Below are 23,187 nucleotides of genomic sequence, written 5' to 3'. Positions count from 1 at the left end.
TTGAAGCCAGATGACCCAGGTCGGACAGGACACGCTCGGCACCCGCTCCACGATGAACGTGGGCGGCAAGGACTTTTCCTATTATTCGCTCAAGAAGGCGGCCGCGAAGATCGGCGACGTTTCGCGCCTGCCCTTCTCGATGAAAGTGCTGCTGGAGAACCTGCTGCGCTTCGAGGACGGCGGCTTCACCGTTTCCACCGACGATATCAAGGCCCTGGCCGATTGGCAGAAGGACCCCAGCTCGAGCCGCGAGATCCAGTATCGCCCGGCCCGCGTGCTGCTGCAGGACTTCACCGGCGTGCCCTGCGTGGTCGATCTGGCCGCCATGCGCGATGCCATCGCCAAGCTGGGCGGCGATACCTCCAAGATCAACCCGCTGGTCCCGGTGAACCTGGTGATCGACCACTCGGTGATGGTTGACGAATTCGGCCATCCCAAGGCCTTCGAGCAGAACATGGAGATCGAGTACGAGCGCAACATGGAGCGCTACGACTTCCTCAAGTGGGGCTCCAAGTCGCTCAACAACTTCTACGCCGTGCCCCCGGGCACCGGCATCTGCCACCAGGTCAACCTCGAGAACATCGCCCAGGCGGTGTGGACCTCGACCGACCAGAGCGGCGCGGCCGTGGCCTATCCCGACACCTGCGTGGGCACCGATTCGCACACCACCATGGTCAATGGCCTGGGCGTGCTCGGCTGGGGCGTGGGCGGGATCGAGGCCGAGGCCGCGATGCTGGGCCAGCCGGTTTCCATGCTGATCCCCGAAGTGGTCGGCTTCCGCTTCACCGGCGCCCTGCCGGAAGGCGTGACCGCGACCGACCTCGTGCTGACCTGCACCAATATGCTTCGCAAGCACGGCGTGGTCGGCCGCTTCGTCGAATACTTCGGTCCGGGCCTCGCCGGCCTGACACTGGCCGACCGCGCGACCCTGGCCAACATGGCCCCGGAATATGGCGCCACCTGCGGCTTCTTCGGCATCGACGACAAGACGCTCGACTACCTGCGCCTCACCGGCCGCGAGGAAAGCCAGATCGCCCTCGTTGAAGCCTATGCCAAGGAGCAGGGCTTCTGGATCGACCCGGCCGTGGAACCGGTGTTCACCTCCACGCTGGAGCTGGACCTCTCGACCGTCGTCCCCTCGCTCGCCGGCCCCAAGCGCCCGCAGGACCGCGTCTCGCTTCCCGAAGTGGACGACGTGTTCAACGCCGACATGGCGAACACCTACAAGAAGACCTACCAGCGCGTGCCGGTCGCCGGGACCGACTACACCATCGGCGATGGCGACGTGACCATCGCGGCGATCACCTCGTGCACCAACACCTCCAACCCGGGCGTGCTGGTGGCCGCTGGTCTCGTCGCCAAGAAGGCCGATGAGCTGGGCCTCAAGCCCAAGCCGTGGGTCAAGACCAGCCTCGCGCCGGGCAGCCAGGTCGTCACCGACTACCTGAACAAGGCCGGCCTGCAGAAGCACCTCGACGCGATCGGCTTCAACCTCGTCGGCTATGGCTGCACCACCTGCATCGGCAATTCCGGCCCGCTGGCCGAGCCGATCAGCAAGGCGATCAACGAGAACGGCCTGGTGGCCGCCGCGGTGATCTCGGGCAACCGCAACTTCGAGGGCCGCGTCTCACCCGACGTGCGCGCCAACTTCCTCGCCAGCCCGCCGCTGGTCGTGGCCTATGCGCTCAAGGGCACCGTGGTGGAGGATTTCACCACCACCCCGATCGGCAAGAGCACGGCCGGCAACGACGTCTACCTCAAGGACATCTGGCCGACCAACGCCGAGGTCTACGAGACGATGACCGCCTGCGTCGACCGCGCCATGTTCAAGGCCCGCTATGCCGACGTCTACAAGGGCGACGCGCACTGGCAGGCGATCAACGTCACGGGTTCGGAAACCTACCACTGGCGCGCCGGCAGCACCTATGTCGCCAACCCGCCCTATTTCGAGGGCATGGAGATGACCCCGGCGCCGGTGAACGACATCGTCGAGGCCAAGCCGCTCCTCATCCTGGGCGATTCGATCACCACCGACCACATCTCGCCGGCCGGCTCGATCAAGGCCGACAGCCCGGCGGGCAAGTGGCTGATGGAGCACCAGGTCGCCAAGGCGGACTTCAACTCCTACGGCGCCCGCCGCGGCCACCATGAAGTGATGATGCGCGGCACCTTCGCCAACATCCGCATCAAGAACGAGATGGTCCCCGGCATCGAGGGCGGCATGAGCCGCTACGGCGAGGACGTCGGCGCGGTCTACGACGTGGCGATGAAGCACAAGGCGCAAGGCACGCCGATGGTCGTCATCGCCGGCAAGGAATACGGCACCGGCTCCAGCCGCGACTGGGCGGCCAAGGGCACCAACCTGCTGGGCGTGCGCGCGGTGATCGTCGAAAGCTTCGAGCGCATCCACCGCTCGAACCTGGTCGGCATGGGCGTGCTCCCGCTCCAGTTCAAGGACGGCGAGAGCCGCACCTCGCTGGGCCTCAGCGGCGACGATGCCTTCACGATTCTGGGCGTCGCCAACCTCCAGCCGCGCCAGGACGTGGACGTTGAAGTCACCCGCAAGGATGGCTCGAAGTTCACCTTCACCGCGCTGTGCCGGATCGATACCGCCAACGAAGTCGAGTACTTCATGAACGGCGGTATCCTGCAATACGTGCTGCGGAAGCTCGCCGCCTGATCACGGCTCCATCGCCGACAAGGAAAAGCCCGCCGGAAACGGCGGGCTTTTTCGTTTCTGGCGGATGAAAGGCCGGTGCGGAAATCGGCGCGGGAGGCGCCTGCCCACTATCAGCCCTCCAGCAGCATCCACACCTCGTCGCGCCGTTCCACCGTGCCGCGCTGTTCCAGCTCCACCAGGTGGGCCAGCACCGACATCCCCGCTGCGCCATGGAGCCGTTCGTCCAGCCCCTTGTACATCCGGGGGACCAGCTCGACGATCCGCGCCTCGCCCGTGCCGAGCAGGCGCAGGATCTGGCGTTCGCGCTGGCGGCGGTGGCCGATCATGCCGCGCACCAGCTGGCGCGGCTTGTCCACCTGCGGGCCGTGGGCGGGGTAGTAGACCCGATCCTCGCGGGAATGGAGCTTGTCGAGGCTGGCCATGTAGGCGGCCATGTCGCCATCGGGCGGGATGACCACGCTGGTCGACCAGCCCATCACGTGATCCCCGGTGAACAGCGCGCCGCTTTGCTCCAGCGCGAAGCACAGGTGGTTGGAGGTGTGGCCCGGGGTGGCCACGGCGGTCAGCGTCCAGTCGGGGCCGGACAGGCTGTCGCCATCGGCGAGCACGTGGTCGGGGGCATAGGTCGGATCGAACGGGGCATCGCCGCGCGGCCCGGCGCTGGTCAGCGCCAGCGGCGCGCAGCCGATCACCGGAGCGCCGGTCGCCACGGCCAGCAGGGCGGCGGCGGGCGAATGGTCGCGGTGGTTGTGGGTGCAGCAGATCGCCGCCACCGGTGCATCGCCCAGCGCTTCCAGCAGGGCGCCGAGGTGGGCCGGATCGTCCGGCCCCGGATCGATCACCGCCAGGGCGCCGGCGGCGCCGACCAGGTAGGTTTCGGTGCCGGTAAAGGTGAACGGGCCGGGATTGGGCGCCAGCACGCGCCGCACCAGCGGTTCGAGCTGTTCGGCGCGGCCGGTCGGCCAGGGCTGGGCGGGAAAGTCCATGGGCCGGATATGGAGAGTGCGACCCTCCCTGTCGAGGTCGGGCGTCGAGGTTGGGCGATCAGCCGGCGCTTCGGGCCAGCCGGTCGCGCAGGCGCTGGATCGCCGGGGCGCCCGGCACCGGCAGGGCGCGTTCGCGCCAGCCGGTATCCAGCCGGACCAGCCGCGCGTAGAACCGCTCGGTCGCTCCGATCAGCTCCTGCATCGACGCCGGCAACAGGGCCATGCGCCCGGCCTCGGAGGCCGGCAGGCTGACGGCGATGCGGCCGTGGCGGCGCAGCTGGAACTCGCTGATCTCGCCGCGCAGGTAGGCCCGGTGGTTGAGCAGCCAGGCCACCGCGTGCATCATCCGCGTGGTGGTCCGCAGCGCCTCGCACGAAAGCGCGATGGCGGCGGCGGGATCGGGGCCGGCCAGCATCCGGCGCGAAGGATCGAAGGCGGCGCGCACCTCGTCGGAGAGCATCAGCCCTTCGACATAGAGGGATTCGATGATCCGCGGATTGAGATTGGCCGTCTGCGACATGACCTGCTGCCGATACCGCGCCCTGAGTCCCGGTTACAATCGCCATTGCGGGCTATTCACCGGTCATTTCGGGACTGTGCCGGATTGGAACGCGGCAAGATCTGCCCAGCCTGGATAAGGGTTGCCCCCTAAGCGCCAGCGCAACCGTTCCCTCAGCCGGGGCGGCCTATGATCAGGCCGTTCTTGAAGCGTGTGAAGGAATGATCGGCATGAAGGCTCCCGGATCGGAGGCGCAGGCTCCCGATATGCTCTTTTACGACCTCGGCCCCGAGGACTGGCAGCGGCTCCCGCGGATCGCCGCCGCGCTGGAACGCCACGCGCCAGCCGCTCTTGGGCGGTTCTACGACAAGATCGCCGCCACGCCCGAAACCGCCCGGCAATTCTCGTCACGGGCGGGGATGGAGGCGGCCAGGGCCAAGCAGCTCGATCACTGGCGCCACCTGTTCAGCGGCCAGCCGGGCGCGGCCTATGTCCAGCGGGCGACCATGATCGGCGAGGTCCATGCGCGGATCGGGCTGGAGCCGAAGTGGTATGTCGGTGGCTATGCCAGCATCCTGGCCGAAGTGGTGGCCGGCATGATCCAATCCGGCCCCGCCGCGCTGGCCGCCCTGGGCGGGCGCGCCCGCACCGCCGACGCGGTGGCGACCCTGGTCAAGCTGGCGCTCTACGACATGACCGTGGCCCTTTCGGCCTATTACGACGCCGATGCCGAACGGCGAACGGCGGTCGACAAGATGGCCGATGCCCTCGCGCGGATGGCCGAGGGTGATTTCACCGCGCGGCTGGAAGGCCTGCCGCCGGCCTTCGCCCGGATCGAGGACGACTTCGAGAATATGCGCCAGCATATCACCGAGGCCCTGTCCGAGGTGGCGGGGGTATCGGAAACGATCAAGACCGGGGCGCTGGAGATCCAGCACGCCTCCGACGACCTCGCCCGGCGGACCGAGAACCAGGCCGCCAAGCTCGAGGAAACCTCGGCGGCGCTCGATGGGCTGACCACGGGCATCGCCCGGGGCGCGCAGGAAGCCGGCGGCGCGCGCGGCGCGGTCGAGCAATCGCGCGACGTGGCGATCGAGGGCGCGGCCGTGGTGCTCGATGCGGTGCGGGCGATGGAGGGGATCCAGAAGAGCTCGGCCGAGATCGGCAAGATCGTCGACGTGATCGATGGCATCGCCTTCCAGACCAACCTGCTGGCGCTCAACGCCGGGGTGGAAGCCGCGCGTGCCGGGGACGCCGGCAAGGGCTTTGCCGTGGTCGCCACCGAAGTGCGCGCCCTGGCCCAGCGCTCGGCCGATGCCGCGCGCGACATCAAGCAGCTGATCGGCGCCTCCAGCGAGCAGGTCGGCCAGGGCGCCGCCCTGGTCAGCCGGTCGGGCACCGCCTTCGACAGCATCGTGACCCGGGTGCGCGAAGTGGTCGACCTGGTGACCTCGATCGCCGCGCGCGCCACCGAACAGTCGGTCGAACTGGGTCAGGTCAATGGCGCGGTGCGCGAGATGGACCTCGTTACCCAGCAGAACGCGGCCATGGTGGAAGAGGCCACGGCCGCCTCGCGCAGCCTGGCCACCGAAGCGGCCCGGCTGGCCGAGCTGGTCACGCGCTTCCGGCTGGGCGGCCCGGGCGAGGGCGGGCGGGTGCAGGCCATTCGCCCCGCTTCGGCTCGGTCTGCCGGCCCGGCTACAAAAGCCCCACCGACCCGAGGTGCCCTGGCGCTCAAGGCCCAGCCGGATGAAGACGACTGGGCGGAGTTCTGATCGCCGGTGGCCGGGGCGGCACCCCCGGCCACCGCATCGGCACGCACGAAAAGGCCCGCGCTGCTCCCAGGCAGCGCGGGCCTTTTCGTGGGGGTCGGGCGAAAGCGCCGGCCGGCGGCTCAGATCCGCTTGCGGGTCAGGGTCTTGAACCGGCCGACCACCTCCTCCAGGCCAACCCCGGCGAGCGCGCTGGTCGGGCATTCGGCGCCCAGCACATCGGCGAGCGCGCGCTGCTTCTGGGCGATCAGATCGATCGCCTGGAGCGCCTGGACATGGCGGTCGACGAATTCGGGATCGCGGCACAGCACTTCGCCCAGGGCTTCGAGCTGGGTGCTGATCTCGGCCAGCATGGTCGCCATCTCCTTGAGATGGGGATCGGGCGCCTGGGCGCCATTCGCCGGCAGGAACACCGCGCCCGAGACGGAGAATACGGGGCCGGGGCGGTTCATGCGGCCTCCAGCACCGCCTCGTCGGCGTTGAGCGTCTTGAGGTCGAGCACCATGATCATGCGATCGTCATGGGTCACCAGCCCTTCGAGGAAGGCAACCACGCTGTCGCCCGAGGGGGCCGGCGGCGGCTGGAGCGCATCGTCGGGGAAGGCGACGATGTCACTCACCGAATCGACGATCAGCCCGCGCACCTGCGTGCCCGACTGGGTGACGATGATCGCATGGCGGGCGGTCGCCTCGGTGGCGGGCCAGCCGAGCCGGGCGGCCAGGTCCACCACCGGCAGCACCGTGCCGCGCAGGTTGACCACGCCGGCCACATAGTGCGGCACGCCGGGCAGGCGGGTTACCGGGGTCCAGGCGCGGATTTCGCGGATGGCCATGACGTCGAGTCCGAACAACTGGCCTTCGACTTCAAACGTGATCAATTCGCGTGGCATCGGGTCACCTTTGCGTCAGGAGGAGGGGGTCAGTGGGCCACGCGGCGCACGGCCGCGATCAGCTTGTCGGGATCGAACGGCTTGACGATCCAGCCGGTCGCCCCGGCGGCGCGTGCGCGCAGCTTCTTCTCGTCGGAGCTTTCGGTGGTCAGCACCAGGATCGGCCGGTCGCGGTGGCGGCTGCCCGAGCGCAGTTGCTGGATCAGGCCGAAGCCGTCGAGTCGGGGCATATTGATGTCGGTGATCACCACGTCGACCTCGTTGCCGGCCAGCCATTCGAGCGCGGCGACGCCGTCCTCGGCCTGGACAACGTCGAAGCCGTTGCCGGCCAGGGCATGGCGGAGCAGGGCGCGCATGGAGGCGCTGTCGTCCACCGTCAGGATGCGGATAGGCTGGAGCATGGGTCAGGTCTCGCTTTCGTCAGAACAGTTCGACTTCGCCGTTGCCCTGGGCAGGCCGGCGGATGGGCGGAGCCTCGCGGGCGAGGCGGTTTTCGACAACGCGGCTGCGGACCTGGCCCGTGGCCGGCCGGAATTCGATGCGCCGGGCCTGGGTGCCGCCCAGGCTCTCGCGCAGCAGCGGAATGCGTTCGCGTTCGAGGAACGAACGGGCGAAGGCGGCATTGGCCGTGCCGATCGGCGCCATGCCGGCGCGCAGGTTGGCCCCGCCATAGAGATGGGCGCGCAGCCGCTCCTTGCCCGCGCCGTGGCGCAGCATATCGTTGATCAGGATTTCCATGAGATAGACGCCGTAGTGGACATCGACCTGGGCGGGATCGTGGCTGTCGGGCGGTTCGGGCAGGAGGAAATGGTTCATCCCCCCGATCCCGGCGACCGGATCGAACAGGCAGGTCGCCACGCAGGAGCCCAGGATCGTGGTCAGCTCGTCGTCCGCGCGCCCGCTCACCCGCGCCTGGCCCTGCAGCACTGTGATGCGGCGAATGGGCGCGGCAGGCGGCTGTCCGCCGGAATCGAGCGCGGGGGCAATCATCAGGCGGCCTGCCTCAGGACGTGCTGGGCGATCCGCTCGATCGGGGCGACGATGGCCGCCGCGCCCAGCGAGATCGCCGCCCGGGGCATCCCGAACACGGTGCAGGTGGCCTCGTCCTGGGCGATGGTCTGGGCGCCGGCCTCGGCCATGGCGAGCAGGCCGCGGGCGCCGTCGCTGCCCATCCCGGTGAGCAGCACGCCAACGGCGCGGGCGCGGGCCACCTCGGCCACCGAATGGAACAGCGCATCCACGCTGGGGACGTGGCCGGCGATCGGATCGCCGGTCCGCAGCCGGGCATAGTAGGCGCTGGACCCGCCGATGGTCAGGTGGCGATCGCCGCCAGGGGCGAGATAGATGTTGCCGTCGCGCAGCGGCATATCGGGTTCGGCCAACTGGACCTTCGCCGCGGTCGCCAGGTCGAGCGTGCGGGCGATGGCCGGGGCGAAGCGCGGGTTGACGTGCTGGACGATCACCGTGGGTGGGCAGTTTTCGGGGAAGTCCTTGAGCAGCACCTGCAAGGCCTCGACCCCGCCGGTGGACGAGCCGATCGCGATCAGCCGCGTCTCGCCCGGGCTGTTGGCCGAACGCTGGGCCGCGGCCACCACCTTGGGCGAAACCGGCCAGCGGTTGTTGAAGCGGACCTGGGCGGCCTCGCGGATGAGATTGGCGAGCCGGCCATTGTCATCGAGCTGGAGCATCCCCGAGCGGTCGGACTTGGCATAGCAATCGACCGCGCCCAGCGCGAGCGCGCGGGCAGTGATCTCGTTGCCCTCCTGGGTCGAGCCGGAGACGACGATCACCGGGGTCGGCCGCAGGGTCATGATCTTCTCGAGGAAGTCGAGCCCGTTCATCCCCGGCATCTCGATGTCGAGCGTGACCACGTCGGGATTGAAGCGCTTGATCAGCTCGCGCCCTTCGGCGGCATTGGCCGCCGTGCCGATGACCGAGATGTCGCGCTCGGCTGAAAGGCGCGACATCAGGATCGCCCGCATGGTCGCCGAATCGTCGATAATCAGGACACGGATCATGCGGTGTTCCTCCGGTAGATGGTCGGGCCGACGGGGGGGAGCAGGGCGGCGGCCGGGCCGGTTACCCGCTCGGAATGGCCGATGTAGAGGTGCCCGCCCGGCGCCAGCGCGTGGGCGAAGCGTTCGACCAGCCGTTCCTTGGTGGGATTGTCGAAGTAGATCATGACATTGCGGCAGAAGATCACCTGGAACCGGCCATGCATCGGCCAGTCGCCCTGGAGATTGAGGTGGCGCAGGCGCACGATCGCGCGGGCCTCGTCGGCCAGGGCCAGGTTGTCGCCGGCCGGGCGGGTCCAGGCCTGGCGCAGGGCTTCGGGCACCGGGGCCATGTCCCTGGCCGGATAGGTCGCCGCCTCGGCCCGGGCCAGCGCATGGTCGGCGATGTCGCTGGCCAGGACGCGGACATTGCGCCGGGCCAGGTCCAGGCCGGCCTGCCGTTCGGGGCCGAGCAGGGTCATGACCAGCGACCAGGTCTCCTCGCCGCTGGAACAGCCCGCCGACCAGATCCGCACCGCCTCGCCCCGCGCCAGGGCGCCGACCAGGCCGGGCCGGACCGCCTGGCCGAAATGCTCGAAGTGATGGGCCTCGCGGTAGAAGAAGGTGTGGTTGGTGGTCAGCGCGGCGACCATGCGCGCCCGGTCCTCGTCGTTTTCGCGCACCCGGGCGATGAAATTGGCGAAGGTTCCGCAGTTCGCCCGCCGCACCAGCGGCGCGAGGCGCGAATAGACCAGCATGGCCTTGCCCTCGGCGAGGACGATCCCCGCCTCGGCATAGATGATCTCGGCCACCGCGTGGAAATCGCTGGCATTGTAGACCCCGGGGCTGACGCCCGGCAGGCCGTCGGCCAGGGCCGGGGGCTGGGCGGGCGGCTGGGCAAGGCTCATGCGGCCAGCCTTTCGCTGGCCCGCAAGGCCGCGCCCACCAGCCCGTCGACATCGAGGATCAGCGCCACGCGCCCGTCGCCCAGGATCGTCGCGCCGGCCACGCCCGTTACCGCGCGGTAATTGGCATCAAGGCTCTTGATGACGAACTGGCGCTGGTCGGAGATGTCGTCGACCAGCAGCGCGGCCTGTCCCGCCACCTCGCTGTCGACCACGATCAGCACGCCGGTTTCGGGCGAGGCGCAGCAGCCGGTCGCGCCGATCGCCTTGCCCACCGGGATCACCGGGATGAACCGGCCGCGCACGTTCAGCATCTGCCGGTCGGCGCCCATCGCCTGGACCGCCGCGCCATCGGGGCGCAGGCTCTCGACCACGTGGGCCAGCGGCACCACCAGGGTCTGGTCGCCCACCGAGATGATCATGCCATCGGAAATGGCGAGGGTGAGCGGCAGGGTCAGGATGAAGCTGGTGCCCTGGCCGGGTTCGGTCTCGATGGTGATCCGGCCGCCCAGGTCCTTCACGTTCTGGCGCACCACGTCCATCCCCACGCCGCGCCCGGACACGTTCGAGACCGTGACCGCGGTGGAGAAGCCGGGGGCGAAGATCAGGTTCTCGATCTCCTCGCGCGAAAGCTGGGCATCGGGCGCGATCAGCCCCTTCTCCACGGCCTTGGCGAAGACCCTTTCGCGGTCGATGCCCTTGCCGTCGTCGGTGATGCGGATGCGGATGCGGCCCGAACGCTGCTCGGCGGCAAGGGTCAGGGTGCCTTCGGGGTTCTTGCCGGCGGCGATTCGTTCCTCGGCGCTCTCGATGCCGTGGTCCACCGCGTTGCGGATGAGGTGGGTGAGCGGTTCGCCGAGGCGTTCGATCACGGTCTTGTCGAGCTCGGTCGCCTCGCCGATTACCTCAAGGCGCACGTGCTTGCCGGTGGAGGCGGCCAGCTCGCGCAGGATGCGCGGCACCCGGCTGAACACCGAGCCGATCGGCTGGGCGCGGATCGACATGGCGTTTTCCTGGATGTCGCGGGTCAGCGATTCGAGCAGGGCCAGTTCCTCGCCGGCAGCCAGTCCCTCGCCGGTCAGGCGCTGGGCCATCATCGCCTGGGCAATGACCAGTTCGCCGACCGAATCGATCAGCCGGTCGAGCTTGGCCAGGTCGATGCGGATCGACTGGCCGGCCCCCGCCGTGGCTCCGGCCACCGGGGAAACCGCCGTGGCCGGCTCGGCGGGCGTCTGAGCCGGCGGGGCGGCGACCGGCCGGACAACCGCCAGGTCAGGAGCCGGGGCCGGGGGCTGGCCGGTTGCCGGGCTGTGCCCCTGGCCCGCCGGCGCATCGGCGCGGCGGGCGGCGGCGGGCGGCAGATCGTCCGGGCCGGTCGCCATGTCGAACTCGTTGGCGTTGAAGTCGAACAGGTCGCGCGCGCTGGTCTCCTCGACCGTGGCGGGCATCTGGAAGGTCCAGTCGAGGTAGCCCTCGTCGATCCGCAGGTGTTCGAGCTGCGGGACCCGCGCGGTGTCGCAGGCCACGCATTCGCCCCCCAGCCGGGCCAGTTCGCGCAGGAGCAGCAGCGGTTCGCTGCCATTGGCCATGGCCGCGCCATGCGGACGCAGCCGCAGCCGCCAGGGCGCGGCTGGCGGCAGCGCCTCGGGTTCGGGCCGGGGGCCGGCGCCCAGCAGGTCGTTGAGCATATCGTCGAGGTCGAGACCGAGCTCGTCGGCATCGCAGGAATCGTCGGCAGCTTCCTCGCCCTCCGCCGGCCCTTCGCCTTGCGCCGCCTCGTCCCCTGCGGGAGTCGCCGGGGCGCCGGTCCGGGCCTGTTCCAGCTCGACCAGCAGCGCGGCATCGGCGGGCGGCTCGCCCCCTTCGCGCGCGGCGCTCACATGGTCGCTGAGCGTGTCGAGCGCGCGCAGGAGCAGGTCCACCAGCGGCTCGGCGATCTCCACCGTGCCGTCGCGCACGTCGGACAGCAGGGTTTCGAAGGTGTGGGTATAGGCCTGGAGCGCGGCGAAGCCGAAGGCGCCCGCCCCGCCCTTGATCGAATGGATCGCCCGGAACACGGCGTTGACCGTGTCATCATCGCGCGTGCCCTCGCGCAGGGCGGCCAGCCCGCCTTCGGCGGCGGCCAGCGATTCTTCGCATTCGACGAAGAAGATCTGCTGGATTTCCTCGTGAGTCACGCCGTCACCTCGTCAAACAGTTCGCCGGCCAGCCCGGCCAGCATGGCGGCATCGAGCAGCGCCGCCGAAGGGGCGATCGTCGCGCCCTCGCCGCTGCGCCGCGCGCTGACCAGCAGCTGGAGCACCGCCTGACCCACCTGGCTCACCGCGCTGCCATCGATGGCGAAGGGGCCATGGCTCATCGCCGCGACAAGTTCGGGCAAGAGCGCTTGCGCGGCGGTGCGGGTGCACGAAGCAGGGAGGATCACGGTGTGCATTGGCGGCCTTTCGCGCGAAGAACAGGAGCGATCCGGGTTCTGGTCGTGGGGCAAAGGCCGCCCGGCGACCCTGCTTCCAGCCAGACGTTTAGCGCCGGGCCGCCAACACGGGCTTGTCCCGGACCCACGGTCTTTCCCCTAGGGGACGGTGATCGTTCGCTATTGTCCGGCGGCTAGTGCTGCGGGCACAAACCATTGAAGGGAAATATGGTCGCCATGCATGAAGCCAAGGTCCTGGTCGTCGACGATTCCGCAGCGATGCGCGCCCTGTTCAGCGATGTGCTGGACCAGGCGAAGAACGTCCGGGTGGTCGGCGCGGCCGCCAATGCCGACGATGCCCGTCGGCAGATCGCCGAACTGAAGCCGAACGTGCTGACCCTCGATGTCGAGATGCCCGGGATGAGCGGGATCGAATTCCTTGCCGAGATCATGGGCAGCGCGCCGATGCCGGTGGTCATGCTCTCCAGCCTCACCCAGGCGGGCACCGAAACCTCGCTCAAGGCCTATGACCTGGGCGCGGTGGAGTGCTTCCCTAAGCCGCTCAAGGCCACGCCCGAGCAATTCGCCAAGACCGTGGGCAAGCTCGGCAAGATCGTGCTGGCGGCGGCCAACAGCAATGTCCGCGATCGCCAGGCCCACCACGCGCGCCGCACCGCCGAGGCCGCTGCCGCCCCCGCCTTCGCCTGGAACGGCCATATCGTGGCGATGAGCGCCTCGCTCGGCGGGATCGACGCGCTGAGCGCGGTGCTGGCCGCCTACCCGGCCAACTGCCCGCCCACCGTGATCGTGCTCAACGCCGAGCCGGTCGTGGTCGAGGCCTTCGTCGGCCGGCTCGGCCAGGAGGCCGGCTTTTCCGCGCGGCTGGCCAAGGATGGCGCGCAACTGACCCAGGGCATCGTCCATATCGCCAGCGATCCGGCGCGCCACGTGGTGTTCGAGGTCGGCCAGCCGCCGCGCCTGCGCCTGCTCGATCGCGAGCCGGTGGAAGGCGCGCGTCCCTCGGCCAACCTCCTCTATGGCACCATGGCCCGGGCCGGCGTGCCCGCGCTGGGCGTGGTGCTGACCGGCATGGGCGAAGATGGCGCCAAGGGCTTGAAGCTGCTGCGCGATTCGGGGAGCGACACGATCGCCCAGGACCCGGCCTCGGCCACCTTCGGCGAAACCCCGGCCGCCGCGATTGCCGCTGGCGGCGCGGGCCAGGTCGTGGGTCTCGACCGGCTGGCCGCGGCCGTGCTGGCCGCCTGCTCGATGAGCTGAACCGAACCGCGCCCCGCCAACCCAGCGGCGGCCACGGCACCCCGAAATCGGGGATCAGGACTGGGAAAGGAGATGGAGGCCCGAGCCGGAATCGAACCGGCGTGCACGGATTTGCAGTCCGCTGCGTCACCACTCCGCCATCGGGCCAGATCGCAGGATTGCGTGGTTCCGGCGCCCTAGCCGCAGGCGCCCGGCATTGCAACGCGATTGTTGGCCGCAGCGCCCCCCGGATCGGCGCTGCCCGGCCTGGCTGCGGTCGGCTCGTCGGGCACTTGTGAGAGCAGGTAGCCGCCGGGGCTGGTGTGCAGCAGGTCGGCCAGTCCCACCCCGGCCAGCTTGGCTCTGAGCCGGCAGACGTGAACCGCCAGGCTGTTGGTTTCCGGACGGTGCGGCAGGTGCCACACCTCGTTGAGCAGGGTGCCCGGCGAAACCGCCACGCCCGGGCTTTCCGCCAGCCGCCAGAGCAGGGCGAACTCGCGCGGGTGCAGGCCCAGCCGGTGCCGGCCGACCCAGCCCTCGCGGTGGAGCAGGTCGAGCAGGACCGGGCCATGGGCGCGCCGGCGCGGCAGCGCGCCAAGCGATTGGGCCACCCGCCGCGCCCGCAGGCCCAGTTCCGCAAGGTCGGCCTCGGGCGCAATCACCTCGCCGAAGTCGAGCGCCAGCAGGTGGACGCGGGTGGCCGGATCGGCGATCCCGGTGACGATAACCCGCGCGCGGACCTGGACCGAACGGATGGCGATGGCCCGGCCCAGCTCGGGCAGCAACAGCGGGAAGCTGGCAGAGGCCAGGTCATCGGGCGGATTGACCAGCGACCAGCCATCGCGGCGCAGGTCCAGCCCGGGCGGAATGCGCTCAGTGCCCAGCCAGCCGAACTGCCTCATCCTGCCGCACTCTCGCACAGCGGCCAGCAAGCGTGGCCGGTAACGACGACTCCCGGCCGCGAGTCTCGCGGGCCGCTGCAATCGTTAACGGAACGTTTGCCGGGTGGGCAACGGGAGGCGTCGGAAAGTTATCCCCCCAACGGCCCACAGCTTCAGGCAGCCGGGCTATTGACCCCCTTGCTGGCGAGGAACCGGCGGATATTGCGGGCGGCCTGGCGCAGGCGCTGCTCGTTCTCGACCATGGCGATCCGCACGAAGCCCTCGCCATCCTCGCCATAGCCCACGCCCGGCGCCACGGCGACCTCGGCCTCGGTCAGCAACTGCTTGGAGAATTCCAGGCTGCCCATGTCCTTCAGGGCCGGCGGCAGCGGTGCCCAGGCGAACATCGAGGCCGGCGGGCTGGGGATCTCCCAGCCGGCGCGGCCGAAAGCCTCGACCATGACGTCGCGGCGCTTCTGGTAGAGCTTGCGGTTGGCCTCGACGATGTCCTGCGGCCCGTTGAGCGCGGCGCAGGCCGCCGCCTGGATGGGCGTGAAGGCGCCGTAGTCGAGATAGCTCTTTACCCGCTTCAACGCGGCGATCAGCTTGGCATTGCCCACCGCGAAGCCCACGCGCCAGCCGGCCATCGAGAAGGTCTTCGACATCGAGGTGAACTCGATCGCGATGTCCTTGGCGCCGGGCACTTCGAGGATCGAACGGGTCGGCTTGCCGTCGTAGTAGAGCTCGGAATAGGCCAGGTCCGAGATGATCCAGACCTTGTTCTCCTTCGCCCAGGCCACCAGTCGCTCGTAGAAGGCCAGGTCCACCGTCTCGGCGGTCGGGTTCGAGGGATAGTTGACGATGAGGATCGAGGGGCGCGGCACGGTGAAGGCCATGGCCCGGTCGAGCGAGGCCCAGTAGCGCTCGTCCGGCGTGGTCGGGACCGAACGGATCGTGGCGCCCGCGAGGATGAAGCCGAAGGTGTGGATCGGATAGCTCGGGTTGGGGGCCAGCACCACGTCGCCCGGCGCGGTCATCGCGGTGGCGAGGCTGGCGAGGCCTTCCTTCGAGCCCATGGTCATCACGACCTCGGTCTCGGGATCCACGTCGACGTTGAAGCGGCGGCCGTAATAGGCGGCCTGGGCGCGGCGGATGCCGGGAATGCCGGCCGAGGCCGAATAGCCATGCGCCGAAGGCTTCTGCGCCACCTCGCACAGCTTGTCGATCACGTGGGCCGGCGGGGGCAGGTCGGGGTTGCCCATGCCCAGGTCGATGATGTCCTGCCCGGCGGCGCGTGCCGCGGCCCGCATCGCGTTGACTTCGGCGATGACATAGGGCGGCAGGCGCTTCATGCGGTAGAACTCGTCTTCCATGACCTTGGCAGATTTCCATGAGCTAGATCGCGGCAACGGCGCCGCAGGCGAAGTCTCTAGGGCCAATGGCGCGCCGAGGCAAATGGCGCGGGCATGGCCGGGGCAGGTTTTGGCGGTGGCGCGTCGGCTTGGCCTTGCAGGCTGGCGCGGGCGGGCTATGCCTAGGCAATCGATCCGAGCGGAGACGAATTGATGGCAAAGCATGACGACCCCGCCGCCCCCCCGGCCACCCCGGGAAATCCGCTCGGGGGCGATCTGTTCGGGGGTATGCTGGAAATCCAGGGCGAGATGACCCGGTCGGTGCTCTCCGCCTTCGGCAACCTGGCCGTGCCCGATTGGGGCAGCTCGCCCCAGGCGGCCCTCGCCAAGCCGTGGGAAACCTTCGCCGGCAGCCTGCGTGATCTGTGGTCGGCCCCCGGCGCGGCGGCGGCCCCGGCCAGCGCGGGGATCGCCCAATGGCTTGAACAGCCCGAGCAATGGCGCGCCGTGGTCGAAGGCTGGTACCGCGCCCTGCCGCTGGCCGATGGCCAGACCCGCGAACAGATGCTGGCCGATGGCCTCGCGCTCTGGGAAAACCTGCTGAGCCAGTTCGCCGCCGGCGATGCCAAGGGCGCCGGCGCCAGCCTGCCGCGCAAGGATCGCCGCTTTGCCGATCCGCGCTGGCGCGAACAGCCGGTCTTCGCCCTGATCCACCAGTGCTACCTGCTCCTGTCCGAGCAGCTGCTGAGCCTGGCCGACAAGGTGGAAGGCCTCGATCCGGCCGAACACGATCAGCTGGTCTTTGCCACGCGCACTCTGGTCGAGGCGCTCAGCCCGGCCAATTTCCCGCTGACCAACCCGGTCGTGCTCGACAAGATCATCGAGACCCGGGGCGAGAACCTGGTGAAGGGGATGGATCACCTGCTGGCCGATCTCGGCAAGGGCCGGCTGACCCATGCCGACGAAAGCGCCTTCGAGCTTGGCCGCAACCTGGCCGCCACGCCGGGCAAGGTCGTCCACGAAACCCCGCTCTACCAGCTGATCCAGTACAGCCCCACCACCGAAACCGTGGCCGAGACGCCGCTGGTGATCTTCCCGCCGTGGATCAACCGGTTCTACATCCTCGATCTCACGCCTCAGAAAAGCTTCGTGCGCTGGGCGGTGGACCAGGGGATCAGCGTGTTCATGGTCTCGTGGAAGTCGGCCGATGCCTCCATGGCCGACCTGATGTGGGACGATTACATCCGCGCCCAGATCGATGCGATCGACGTGGTCCGCGCCCGGCTCAAGGTGCCGGCGGTCGATGCGATCGGCTATTGCGTGGCCGGAACCACGCTCGCGGCCACCCTGGCGATCCTGGCGCGCCGGGGCGAGGGCGGGAAGGTCCGCAGCGCCACCTTCTTCACCGCCCAGGTCGATTTCGAGCAGGCCGGCGATCTCAAGGCCTTCATCGATGATCGCCAGCTCGCCGTGATCAACAGCCTTGCCACCGATGGCTATCTCGATGGCCGCTACCTCGCCGCCACCTTCAACCTGCTTCGCAGTTCCGATCTCATCTGGAACACGGTGATCCGCAACTATCTCCTGGGCGAGGAATACCCGGCCTTCGACCTGCTCTACTGGAACGGGGATACCACCAACCTGCCGGCCCGCTGGCACCAGTCCTACCTGAAGGATCTCTACCGCGACAACCTGCTGGTCCAGCCCGACCGGCTCGAGGCCGATGGCACCCCGATCGACCTCTCCCGGATCGCGGTGCCCTGCTTCATCCAGGCCGGGGTGGAGGATCACATCGCCCCGCCGCAAAGCGTCTGGCGCATGACCCGCCACCTCAAGGGGCCGTGGACCTTCCTCCTCGCCGGATCGGGCCACATTGCCGGCGTGGTCAACCCGCCGGCGGCGAACAAGTATCAGTACTGGACCAATCCCGCCGAGCGCGCGGACTATGACAGCTTCCGCAAGGGGGCCGAGGAGCATCCCGGCTCGTGGTGGCCCATCTGGCGGGCCTGGCTGGCGGATCTCGGCGAACGGCAGGTCGCAGCCAAGGGCAAGCGCGCGCCCGGCGGGCGGGGCGACAAGGTGATCGAGGATGCGCCCGGCCGCTATGTGAAAACGCCGTAGGCCGGCCGGTTCCTGGCCGGGCCTGGCTGTTTGTGCAGTGCACAATAATCCTTGACAGACGCGCGGCGGTGCGGCATTTGTGCACTGCAACATGAAGCTGCGGTGCGACTCGCCGGGCTTGCCAGTCAAGGATTGCACGCGATGGCCGACGACGCCAAGGTTCAGACCGAAGTCCAGGCTCCGGCCGCCGGGATCCCGGCCGTCCAGCCGGCTGGCGCCAACGCCCCCGCCCCGGCTGCAACCCCCGTCGCGGCCCCTGCGGTCACGCCGGCCGCGGTTGCGGTCGCCAAGGCGCCGGCCGCCCCGGTGGCCAGCAAGCCAGAAGCAGCCAAGCCCGAAGTAGCCAAGGTCGCTGCCGTCCAGCCTGAAGCCGCCAAGGTCGTCCCGGCCAAGGTCGCCGCCAAGGTGGCCAAGCCCCGCGCGAAGGCCCCGACCAAGGCAGGCAAGCCGCGCGTCGCGGCGCGCAAGCCCGCCCTTGCTCCCATTCCGGCAGCCCCACTTGCCCCGCAAGCTGCCGCAAAGCCCGTTCGCCGGGCCACTGCCAGGCGCCCGATCGTTGACGGCGCCCAATCCAAGCCCCGCACCTCCCCGAAGCTCGGCACGGGCAAGCCGAAGTTCGCTCAGTTCAAGGACACGTTCATGGCTAATCCGTTCGATCTTTCCGCGATCCAGACCACTTTCTCCGATCTCCAGGGCAAGGCCAAGGCCGCCATCGAGAAGAACACCGCCGCGCTCGGCGATGCCAGCGAGTTCGCCAAGGGCAACGTCGAGGCGGTCGTCGCTTCGGGCAAGATCCTCTCGGCCGGCCTGCAGGATCTCGGCGCCACCCTGGTGGCCGAAACCCGCGGCGCCTTCGAAGGCCTGACCGCCGACGCCAAGGAACTCGCCGCCGCCAAGTCGCCGACCGAGTTCTTCCAGCTGCAGAGCGCTTTCGTCCGCAAGCAGTTCGATGGCCTGGTTGCCCAGGCCTCGAAGAACACCGAAGCCTTCCTCAAGCTCGCCAACGAAACCGTGGCGCCGCTGTCGAGCCGCGTGACGATCGCGGTCGAAAAGGTCAGCAAGGCCGCCTGACGGGCTGCCAGGCCGGCCTCGCGCGCCCTGGCCATCGGCCGGGGGCAGCGGTTCCCGGCCCGGCACAAGGGGGTCTATCCAGACCGGCCATCATGACGGGCCGGGCGGCAATTGCGCCGCCCGGCCTTTCGTGTTTCAGGAAAGACGCCGGTGCATCTTGTGTGTCGGCCGCGAGATACGATATTCTGGGCCGACATGATTCCCGGCCATCCCCATCTCCCCGCCGCCGCTCGCGGCACGCCTGACCTGTCCGGCGCCCCGTCCGGCGTCCAGACGGGCACCCTGTCGGGCATTCCGTCGGGAACCCGGCTGGGCGCGCCGCTCCCGTCGCGCGCCGGCCCGCCGGGCGATGATGGCGGGCGCACCAACCAGGCTGGCCCCGGCGCCGATGTCGGCCTTGCCACGCGGACCAGGGCCAGGCCCAAGAAGCCCAGCCAGTTCCGCGTGCTGATGCTGAATGATGATTACACGCCGATGGAATTCGTCGTCATCGTGCTCAAGCGCTTCTTCCAGATGGACCTCGAACAGGCCACTCGGGTCATGCTCCACGTCCACCAAAAGGGCGTCGGCGTCTGCGGGGTCTTCCCCTACGAGATCGCCGAAACCAAGGTGAACCAGGTGATGGACTTCGCCCGCAAGCACCAGCACCCGCTGCAATGCACGCTGGAAAAGGCCTGACCCTTCCGTTCTGACCGCTCGTGACTGACCGTCCGGGGCGCTCCAACCCGGCCGTCCCGGCCCGTTGCCACGGCGCCTGACGTCAGGACGAGGCTAGCCTCGCTAGCCGATCCCCGTGCCGAACAGGCTGCCGATCGCCCAGGTCGCGCCCATCGCGGCCACGCCCCAGAAGGCGACCCGCGCCACCGCGCGGCCCACGCTGGCCCGCCCGGCCCTTGCGCCCAGCGCGCCCAGCATCATCAGGAACAGCAGCGAGGACAGGGCCACGCCCCGGGTCATCGATTCCAGCGGCAGGGCCGAGGCGATCGCCAGCGGCAGTGATGCTCCTGCGCCAAAGCAGATCGCCGAACAGCAGGCCGCCTGGACCGGCCGGGCGCGCTGGAAATCGGCCATGCCCAGCTCGTCGCGGGCATGGGTGGCCAGGGCATCGTGCATGGTCAGCGCATGGGCAACCTCATGCGCGAGATCGGAGGAGAGCCCGCGCCCCCGGTAGATCGCGGCCAGCTCGTCCAGTTCCGCCTCGGGATGGCGCGCCAGCTCGTCGCGTTCGCGCGCCAGGTCGGCGGCTTCGGTGTCGGCCTGGCTGGAGACCGAGACATATTCGCCCGCCGCCATCGACATGGCCCCCGCGACCAGCGCGGCAAGGCCGGCCAGGAGCACCTGCCCCTCGCTTCCCGCCGCCGCCGCCACGCCGATGATCAGGCTGGCGGTCGAGACGATCCCGTCGTTGGCGCCCATCACGGCCGCGCGCAGCCACCCCGTCCGATGGACGGCGTGCCGCTCGATCATTGTTGTATCCATATGCATCCTTCCGGGCCTTTTCTTTTATCCCGGCGCCCGAGGGCATGATACGCGAGCCGCGACGCATTTCCAGCCCCTTTGCCCAGCCCCTTTGCATTGTCGTTGCAGGTGCCATGCAGGCGCCTTGCGCGGGGCGCGGCGAAATGTCGCCCGGTGCGCCTTGCCTCGGGGCCGGGGCTGGCCTAGGCACGGCCTTTGAGGCCACTGTCTGGCGAGCCGCCGGTTTGAAATTCATCCCCGCCATTGATCGATATATCTTCCGGCTGGTGCTGATGCCCATGCTGGCGGTGTTCCTGATCGCCGCCATGCTGCTGATGCTCGACAAGATGCTGAAGCTGTTCGATTTCGTCGCTTCGATGGGCGGCCCGGTGAGCGTGGTGTTCCGGATGCTCGCCAATATGCTGCCCGAATATGCCAGCCTCGCCATTCCGCTCGGCCTGCTGCTCGGCACCCTGCTGGCCTTCCGCAAGCTCGCCACCTCCAGCGAACTCGATACCATGCGCGCGGTGGGCCTGTCCTACACCCGCCTGCTGCGGATGCCCTATGCCTTCGCGATCGCGCTGGCCGTGCTGAATTTCGGGATTGTCGGCTATTTCCAGCCGCTTTCGCGCTATTACTACGAGCAGCTCACCTTCGAGCTGCAAAGCGGCGCGCTGGGCGCCTCGATCAAGGTGGGCGAGTTCACCACCCTGGCGGACCGCATGGCGCTGAGGATCGAGCAGAGCCGCGAGGATGGCCGGCAATTGCTCGGCATCTTCGCTCGCGTGGCCGACAAGCAGGGCCAGGTCCTGTCGGTCTCGGCGCGCGAGGGGCGCTTCCTCGCGCTCAAGGAAAACCCCGATACCGTGGTCCTGCGGCTGTCGGACGGCCAGATCATCCAGGAAATGCCGGGCCAGATGCCCCGCGTGCTCAGCTTCTCGCGCCACGACCTGCCGATCGATCTTCCCTCAGTGGAAGCCTTCCGCAAGCGCGGCGGCAAGGAGCGCGAATACATCCTGCCCGAATTGCTCCGCATCGGCTGGAATTCGCAGGTTTCCCAATCGCTTCGTAATTCCACCCAGGCCAGCTTCAATTACCGCATGGTCGAGGTGGTGATGATGCTGATGATGCCGCTGCTGGCCGTGGCGCTCGCCGTGCCGCCCAAGCGCTCGTCCTCGCCGCTGGGCGTCTTCGTGGCGATCGTGATGGTGGTAGCCTATCACAAGGTCAACGAATACGGCCAGTCGGTCGCCGCCCTTGGCCGGATGGACCCGCTGCTGGCGCTGTGGGGGCCGTTCCTGGCCTTCGCCGGCATCATCGGCTGGATGTACTGGCGCCTCGCCTATGTGCCGGGCGGTCAGCCGATCGCCGGGCTGGAGCGGTTCGCCGGCAATGTGGGCAAGTGGCTCAAGCGGTTCTGGCGACGCCATCCGGGTGCGCGCAAGCTGGCGGGGTTGCGCGATGCAGCTTGAATTCTTCCCTTCGCGCACGCTCACGCTCTACCTGATCCGCCAGTTCGCGACCCGCATCGTCGGCATCCTGTTCATGCTGGTCCTGGTGCTCCAGATGCTGGACCTCTTGTCGGAAAGCGGCGACATCCTGGCCTATCCGGGCAATGGCGAGGCGCAGCTGTGGACCTATGTCTCGCTCCGCACGCCGCAACTCATTGCGCGGTTCCTGCCCTATTCGGTGCTGCTGGCCACGATCCTCACCCTCGCCACGCTCAACCAGAACAGCGAGGTCATCGCGATGAAGGCCTCGGGGCTGTCGGCGCACCAGGTGCTGGCGCCGCTGCTGGTCACCGCCATGGGCATTTCCGCGGTCAGCTTCGTCTTCAACGAGGCCTTCGTGACCCGCGCCAATGCCACGCTGAAAGCCTGGCAAGCCAACCAGTGGGGGCCGATCCCCAGGGACACCGGGGTGGCGCTCAACGTCTACCTGAAGGACGGGCGCGATATCCTGCTGGCCCGCAAGATCGCCGGCACCGGCGCGGCCATGCGGATGACCGGGATCACCTGGTACGAACGCGACCCGCGGATGACCATCACCGCCGTCATCCACTCCCCCGGCGCCTCGCACGTGGGCAATGGCTGGAAGCTGGAACAGCCCACGCGCTTCGATGTCGCCTCCACCACCAGCCGGCCCATTCCCGCGCTCACCGTTGCCCCCACGATCACCCCGCGCGAGGTGGAGCTGAGCCGGATCGACCCGGAAGGCCAGGACTTCCGCCAACTGGCCAAGACCATCGCCTCGCTCAAAGCCTCGGGCCGCAATACCGATGAGCTGGACGGCAAGTGGTGGCACCGCTTCTCCGGCCCGCTGGCCGCGATCCTGATGCCCCTGCTCGGCGCGATCGCCGCCTTCGGCCTCGCCCGCTCAGGCCAGCTCCTGATCCGCTCGGTGATCGGCATGGCGCTGGGCTTCGCCTATTTCGTGATCGACAATGCCGCGCTGGCGATCGGCAATTTCGGCGGCTACCCCCCGCTGGTGGCGGCCTGGGCACCGTTCCTGCTGTTCGCGTGCATTGGCGAGGCGGTGCTGATCAGGACCGAGGAATGATGCTTAGCGGCGGCGCAGTTCCTGCGCGCCGACAGCAAGAACGACTGACCCAATTATGTAGGGTGCCGCACCAAACCAATCGAATGGGCGGAAGGTTGGCAGTGAGACAAGGTACATTAAGGCCACGAAGAGCCCGATCAGGACGGATAGTGCCGACATAAATGCTGCGAGCGTATGTTTCATTCATTGCGCCTTCCGGTCGACCCGGTTGAAATCCTTGTCCTCGACTTAGGCCCGATAAGTTAAGATCGAACCTCTCGATTGTGAAAATTGGGTTGTTGCGACTGCTTTTGGGTTGCGGTGGCGGGCGCGGAAAGGCTACCTCTTGCGAGGCCTGCGCTAAATTGTGT

Annotated in this window: 22 protein-coding genes and 1 tRNA gene; 8 read left to right on the top strand and 15 right to left on the bottom strand. The window is 68.8% G+C overall.

Translation table 11 applies throughout. The annotated features are described in order from the left end of the window. The first annotated feature begins 10 nt into the window (after positions 1–10). A complete protein-coding gene (gene acnA / locus ACFOD9_RS02030) occupies positions 11–2,680 on the top strand; it encodes an aconitate hydratase AcnA (RefSeq protein ID WP_379508413.1) in 2,670 nt (889 codons plus the stop codon). A 110-nt stretch (positions 2,681–2,790) separates the two neighbouring features. Here the strand turns inward: acnA and ACFOD9_RS02025 are convergent, their stop codons facing one another. After that, the gene (locus ACFOD9_RS02025) at positions 2,791–3,666 is read right to left on the bottom strand and encodes an MBL fold metallo-hydrolase (RefSeq protein ID WP_379508412.1); all 876 of its coding nucleotides are present in this window, start codon (positions 3,664–3,666) and stop codon (positions 2,791–2,793) included. A gap of 58 nt (positions 3,667–3,724) precedes the next feature. Beyond that, complete coding sequence (locus ACFOD9_RS02020; protein WP_379508411.1) at positions 3,725–4,186, bottom strand: DUF1465 family protein; 462 nt, start codon at positions 4,184–4,186, stop codon at positions 3,725–3,727. A 209-nt stretch (positions 4,187–4,395) separates the two neighbouring features. On the opposite strand from ACFOD9_RS02020, the gene ACFOD9_RS02015 reads away from it, so the two are divergent. Then, positions 4,396–5,940, top strand: coding sequence for a methyl-accepting chemotaxis protein (locus tag ACFOD9_RS02015; RefSeq protein ID WP_379508410.1), 1,545 nt, complete (start codon positions 4,396–4,398; stop codon positions 5,938–5,940). 119 nt (positions 5,941–6,059) lie between these two features. Here the strand turns inward: ACFOD9_RS02015 and ACFOD9_RS02010 are convergent, their stop codons facing one another. The 8 genes from ACFOD9_RS02010 to ACFOD9_RS01975 are packed head-to-tail and all read right to left on the bottom strand — an operon-like array spanning position 6,060 to position 12,159. Continuing rightward, positions 6,060–6,389, bottom strand: a complete 330-nt coding sequence (locus ACFOD9_RS02010) for a hypothetical protein (protein WP_379508409.1) — start codon at positions 6,387–6,389, stop codon at positions 6,060–6,062. Next, positions 6,386–6,826 carry a chemotaxis protein CheW gene (locus tag ACFOD9_RS02005; RefSeq protein WP_379508408.1) on the bottom strand — a complete coding sequence of 147 codons (441 nt, stop codon included), beginning with the start codon at positions 6,824–6,826 and terminating at the stop codon, positions 6,386–6,388. The genes ACFOD9_RS02010 and ACFOD9_RS02005 overlap by 4 nt, the downstream gene beginning before the upstream one ends. A gap of 29 nt (positions 6,827–6,855) precedes the next feature. Further along, a complete protein-coding gene (locus ACFOD9_RS02000; RefSeq protein ID WP_379508407.1) occupies positions 6,856–7,227 on the bottom strand; it encodes a response regulator in 372 nt (123 codons plus the stop codon). A 19-nt stretch (positions 7,228–7,246) separates the two neighbouring features. Next, positions 7,247–7,816, bottom strand: coding sequence for a chemotaxis protein CheD (locus tag ACFOD9_RS01995; RefSeq protein WP_379508406.1), 570 nt, complete (start codon positions 7,814–7,816; stop codon positions 7,247–7,249). Next, entirely contained in the window at positions 7,816–8,844 is a 1,029-nt protein-coding gene (locus ACFOD9_RS01990; protein WP_379508405.1) for a protein-glutamate methylesterase/protein-glutamine glutaminase, read from the bottom strand. The genes ACFOD9_RS01995 and ACFOD9_RS01990 overlap by 1 nt, the downstream gene beginning before the upstream one ends. Beyond that, entirely contained in the window at positions 8,841–9,728 is an 888-nt protein-coding gene (locus ACFOD9_RS01985; RefSeq protein ID WP_379508404.1) for a CheR family methyltransferase, read from the bottom strand. Before ACFOD9_RS01985 ends, ACFOD9_RS01990 begins: the two co-directional genes overlap by 4 nt. Further along, on the bottom strand, positions 9,725–11,902 hold the full coding sequence (locus tag ACFOD9_RS01980; RefSeq protein WP_379508403.1) for a chemotaxis protein CheA: 2,178 nt from the start codon (positions 11,900–11,902) through the stop codon (positions 9,725–9,727). The genes ACFOD9_RS01985 and ACFOD9_RS01980 overlap by 4 nt, the downstream gene beginning before the upstream one ends. Then, positions 11,899–12,159 (bottom strand): STAS domain-containing protein, encoded by a 261-nt coding sequence (locus ACFOD9_RS01975; RefSeq protein WP_379508402.1) that lies wholly within the window; start codon positions 12,157–12,159, stop codon positions 11,899–11,901. The genes ACFOD9_RS01980 and ACFOD9_RS01975 overlap by 4 nt, the downstream gene beginning before the upstream one ends. Before the next feature lie 216 nt (positions 12,160–12,375). On the opposite strand from ACFOD9_RS01975, the gene ACFOD9_RS01970 reads away from it, so the two are divergent. Next, a complete protein-coding gene (locus ACFOD9_RS01970) occupies positions 12,376–13,416 on the top strand; it encodes a chemotaxis protein CheB (protein ID WP_379508401.1) in 1,041 nt (346 codons plus the stop codon). A gap of 73 nt (positions 13,417–13,489) precedes the next feature. Here ACFOD9_RS01970 and ACFOD9_RS01965 read toward each other — a convergent pair. The 3 genes from ACFOD9_RS01965 to ACFOD9_RS01955 all read right to left on the bottom strand — a co-directional run bounded on the left by ACFOD9_RS01965 (position 13,490) and on the right by ACFOD9_RS01955 (position 15,649). Further along, positions 13,490–13,563 (bottom strand) — tRNA-Cys (locus tag ACFOD9_RS01965). Between the two features lie 29 nt (positions 13,564–13,592). Beyond that, a complete protein-coding gene (locus ACFOD9_RS01960; RefSeq protein ID WP_379508400.1) occupies positions 13,593–14,297 on the bottom strand; it encodes a winged helix-turn-helix domain-containing protein in 705 nt (234 codons plus the stop codon). 152 nt (positions 14,298–14,449) lie between these two features. After that, on the bottom strand, positions 14,450–15,649 hold the full coding sequence (locus ACFOD9_RS01955) for an LL-diaminopimelate aminotransferase (protein ID WP_379508399.1): 1,200 nt from the start codon (positions 15,647–15,649) through the stop codon (positions 14,450–14,452). 192 nt (positions 15,650–15,841) lie between these two features. On the opposite strand from ACFOD9_RS01955, the gene ACFOD9_RS01950 reads away from it, so the two are divergent. The 3 genes from ACFOD9_RS01950 to clpS all read left to right on the top strand — a co-directional run bounded on the left by ACFOD9_RS01950 (position 15,842) and on the right by clpS (position 19,498). Next, positions 15,842–17,749 carry a PHA/PHB synthase family protein gene (locus ACFOD9_RS01950; RefSeq protein WP_379508398.1) on the top strand — a complete coding sequence of 636 codons (1,908 nt, stop codon included), beginning with the start codon at positions 15,842–15,844 and terminating at the stop codon, positions 17,747–17,749. A gap of 141 nt (positions 17,750–17,890) precedes the next feature. After that, on the top strand, positions 17,891–18,820 hold the full coding sequence (locus ACFOD9_RS01945) for a phasin family protein (RefSeq protein ID WP_379508397.1): 930 nt from the start codon (positions 17,891–17,893) through the stop codon (positions 18,818–18,820). 282 nt (positions 18,821–19,102) lie between these two features. Beyond that, on the top strand, positions 19,103–19,498 hold the full coding sequence (clpS, locus tag ACFOD9_RS01940) for an ATP-dependent Clp protease adapter ClpS (RefSeq protein ID WP_379508452.1): 396 nt from the start codon (positions 19,103–19,105) through the stop codon (positions 19,496–19,498). Between the two features lie 102 nt (positions 19,499–19,600). Here the strand turns inward: clpS and ACFOD9_RS01935 are convergent, their stop codons facing one another. Next, positions 19,601–20,287: a VIT1/CCC1 transporter family protein gene (locus ACFOD9_RS01935; protein ID WP_379508396.1), complete on the bottom strand. Its 687-nt coding sequence runs from the start codon at positions 20,285–20,287 to the stop codon at positions 19,601–19,603. 236 nt (positions 20,288–20,523) lie between these two features. On the opposite strand from ACFOD9_RS01935, the gene ACFOD9_RS01930 reads away from it, so the two are divergent. After that, positions 20,524–21,750 (top strand): LptF/LptG family permease, encoded by a 1,227-nt coding sequence (locus ACFOD9_RS01930; RefSeq protein ID WP_379508395.1) that lies wholly within the window; start codon positions 20,524–20,526, stop codon positions 21,748–21,750. Then, positions 21,740–22,837, top strand: a complete 1,098-nt coding sequence (gene lptG, locus ACFOD9_RS01925; RefSeq protein WP_379508394.1) for an LPS export ABC transporter permease LptG — start codon at positions 21,740–21,742, stop codon at positions 22,835–22,837. The genes ACFOD9_RS01930 and lptG overlap by 11 nt, the downstream gene beginning before the upstream one ends. Before the next feature lie 3 nt (positions 22,838–22,840). On the opposite strand, the gene ACFOD9_RS01920 is transcribed toward lptG, so the two are convergent. Then, entirely contained in the window at positions 22,841–23,020 is a 180-nt protein-coding gene (locus ACFOD9_RS01920; protein WP_379508393.1) for a hypothetical protein, read from the bottom strand. Positions 23,021–23,187 lie beyond the last annotated feature (167 nt).

It is taken from the genome of Novosphingobium bradum (genome assembly GCF_042646485.1).
Classification (GTDB): Bacteria; Pseudomonadota; Alphaproteobacteria; order Sphingomonadales; family Sphingomonadaceae; genus Novosphingobium; species Novosphingobium bradum.
This window is presented reverse-complemented; position numbering and strand designations above follow the sequence as displayed.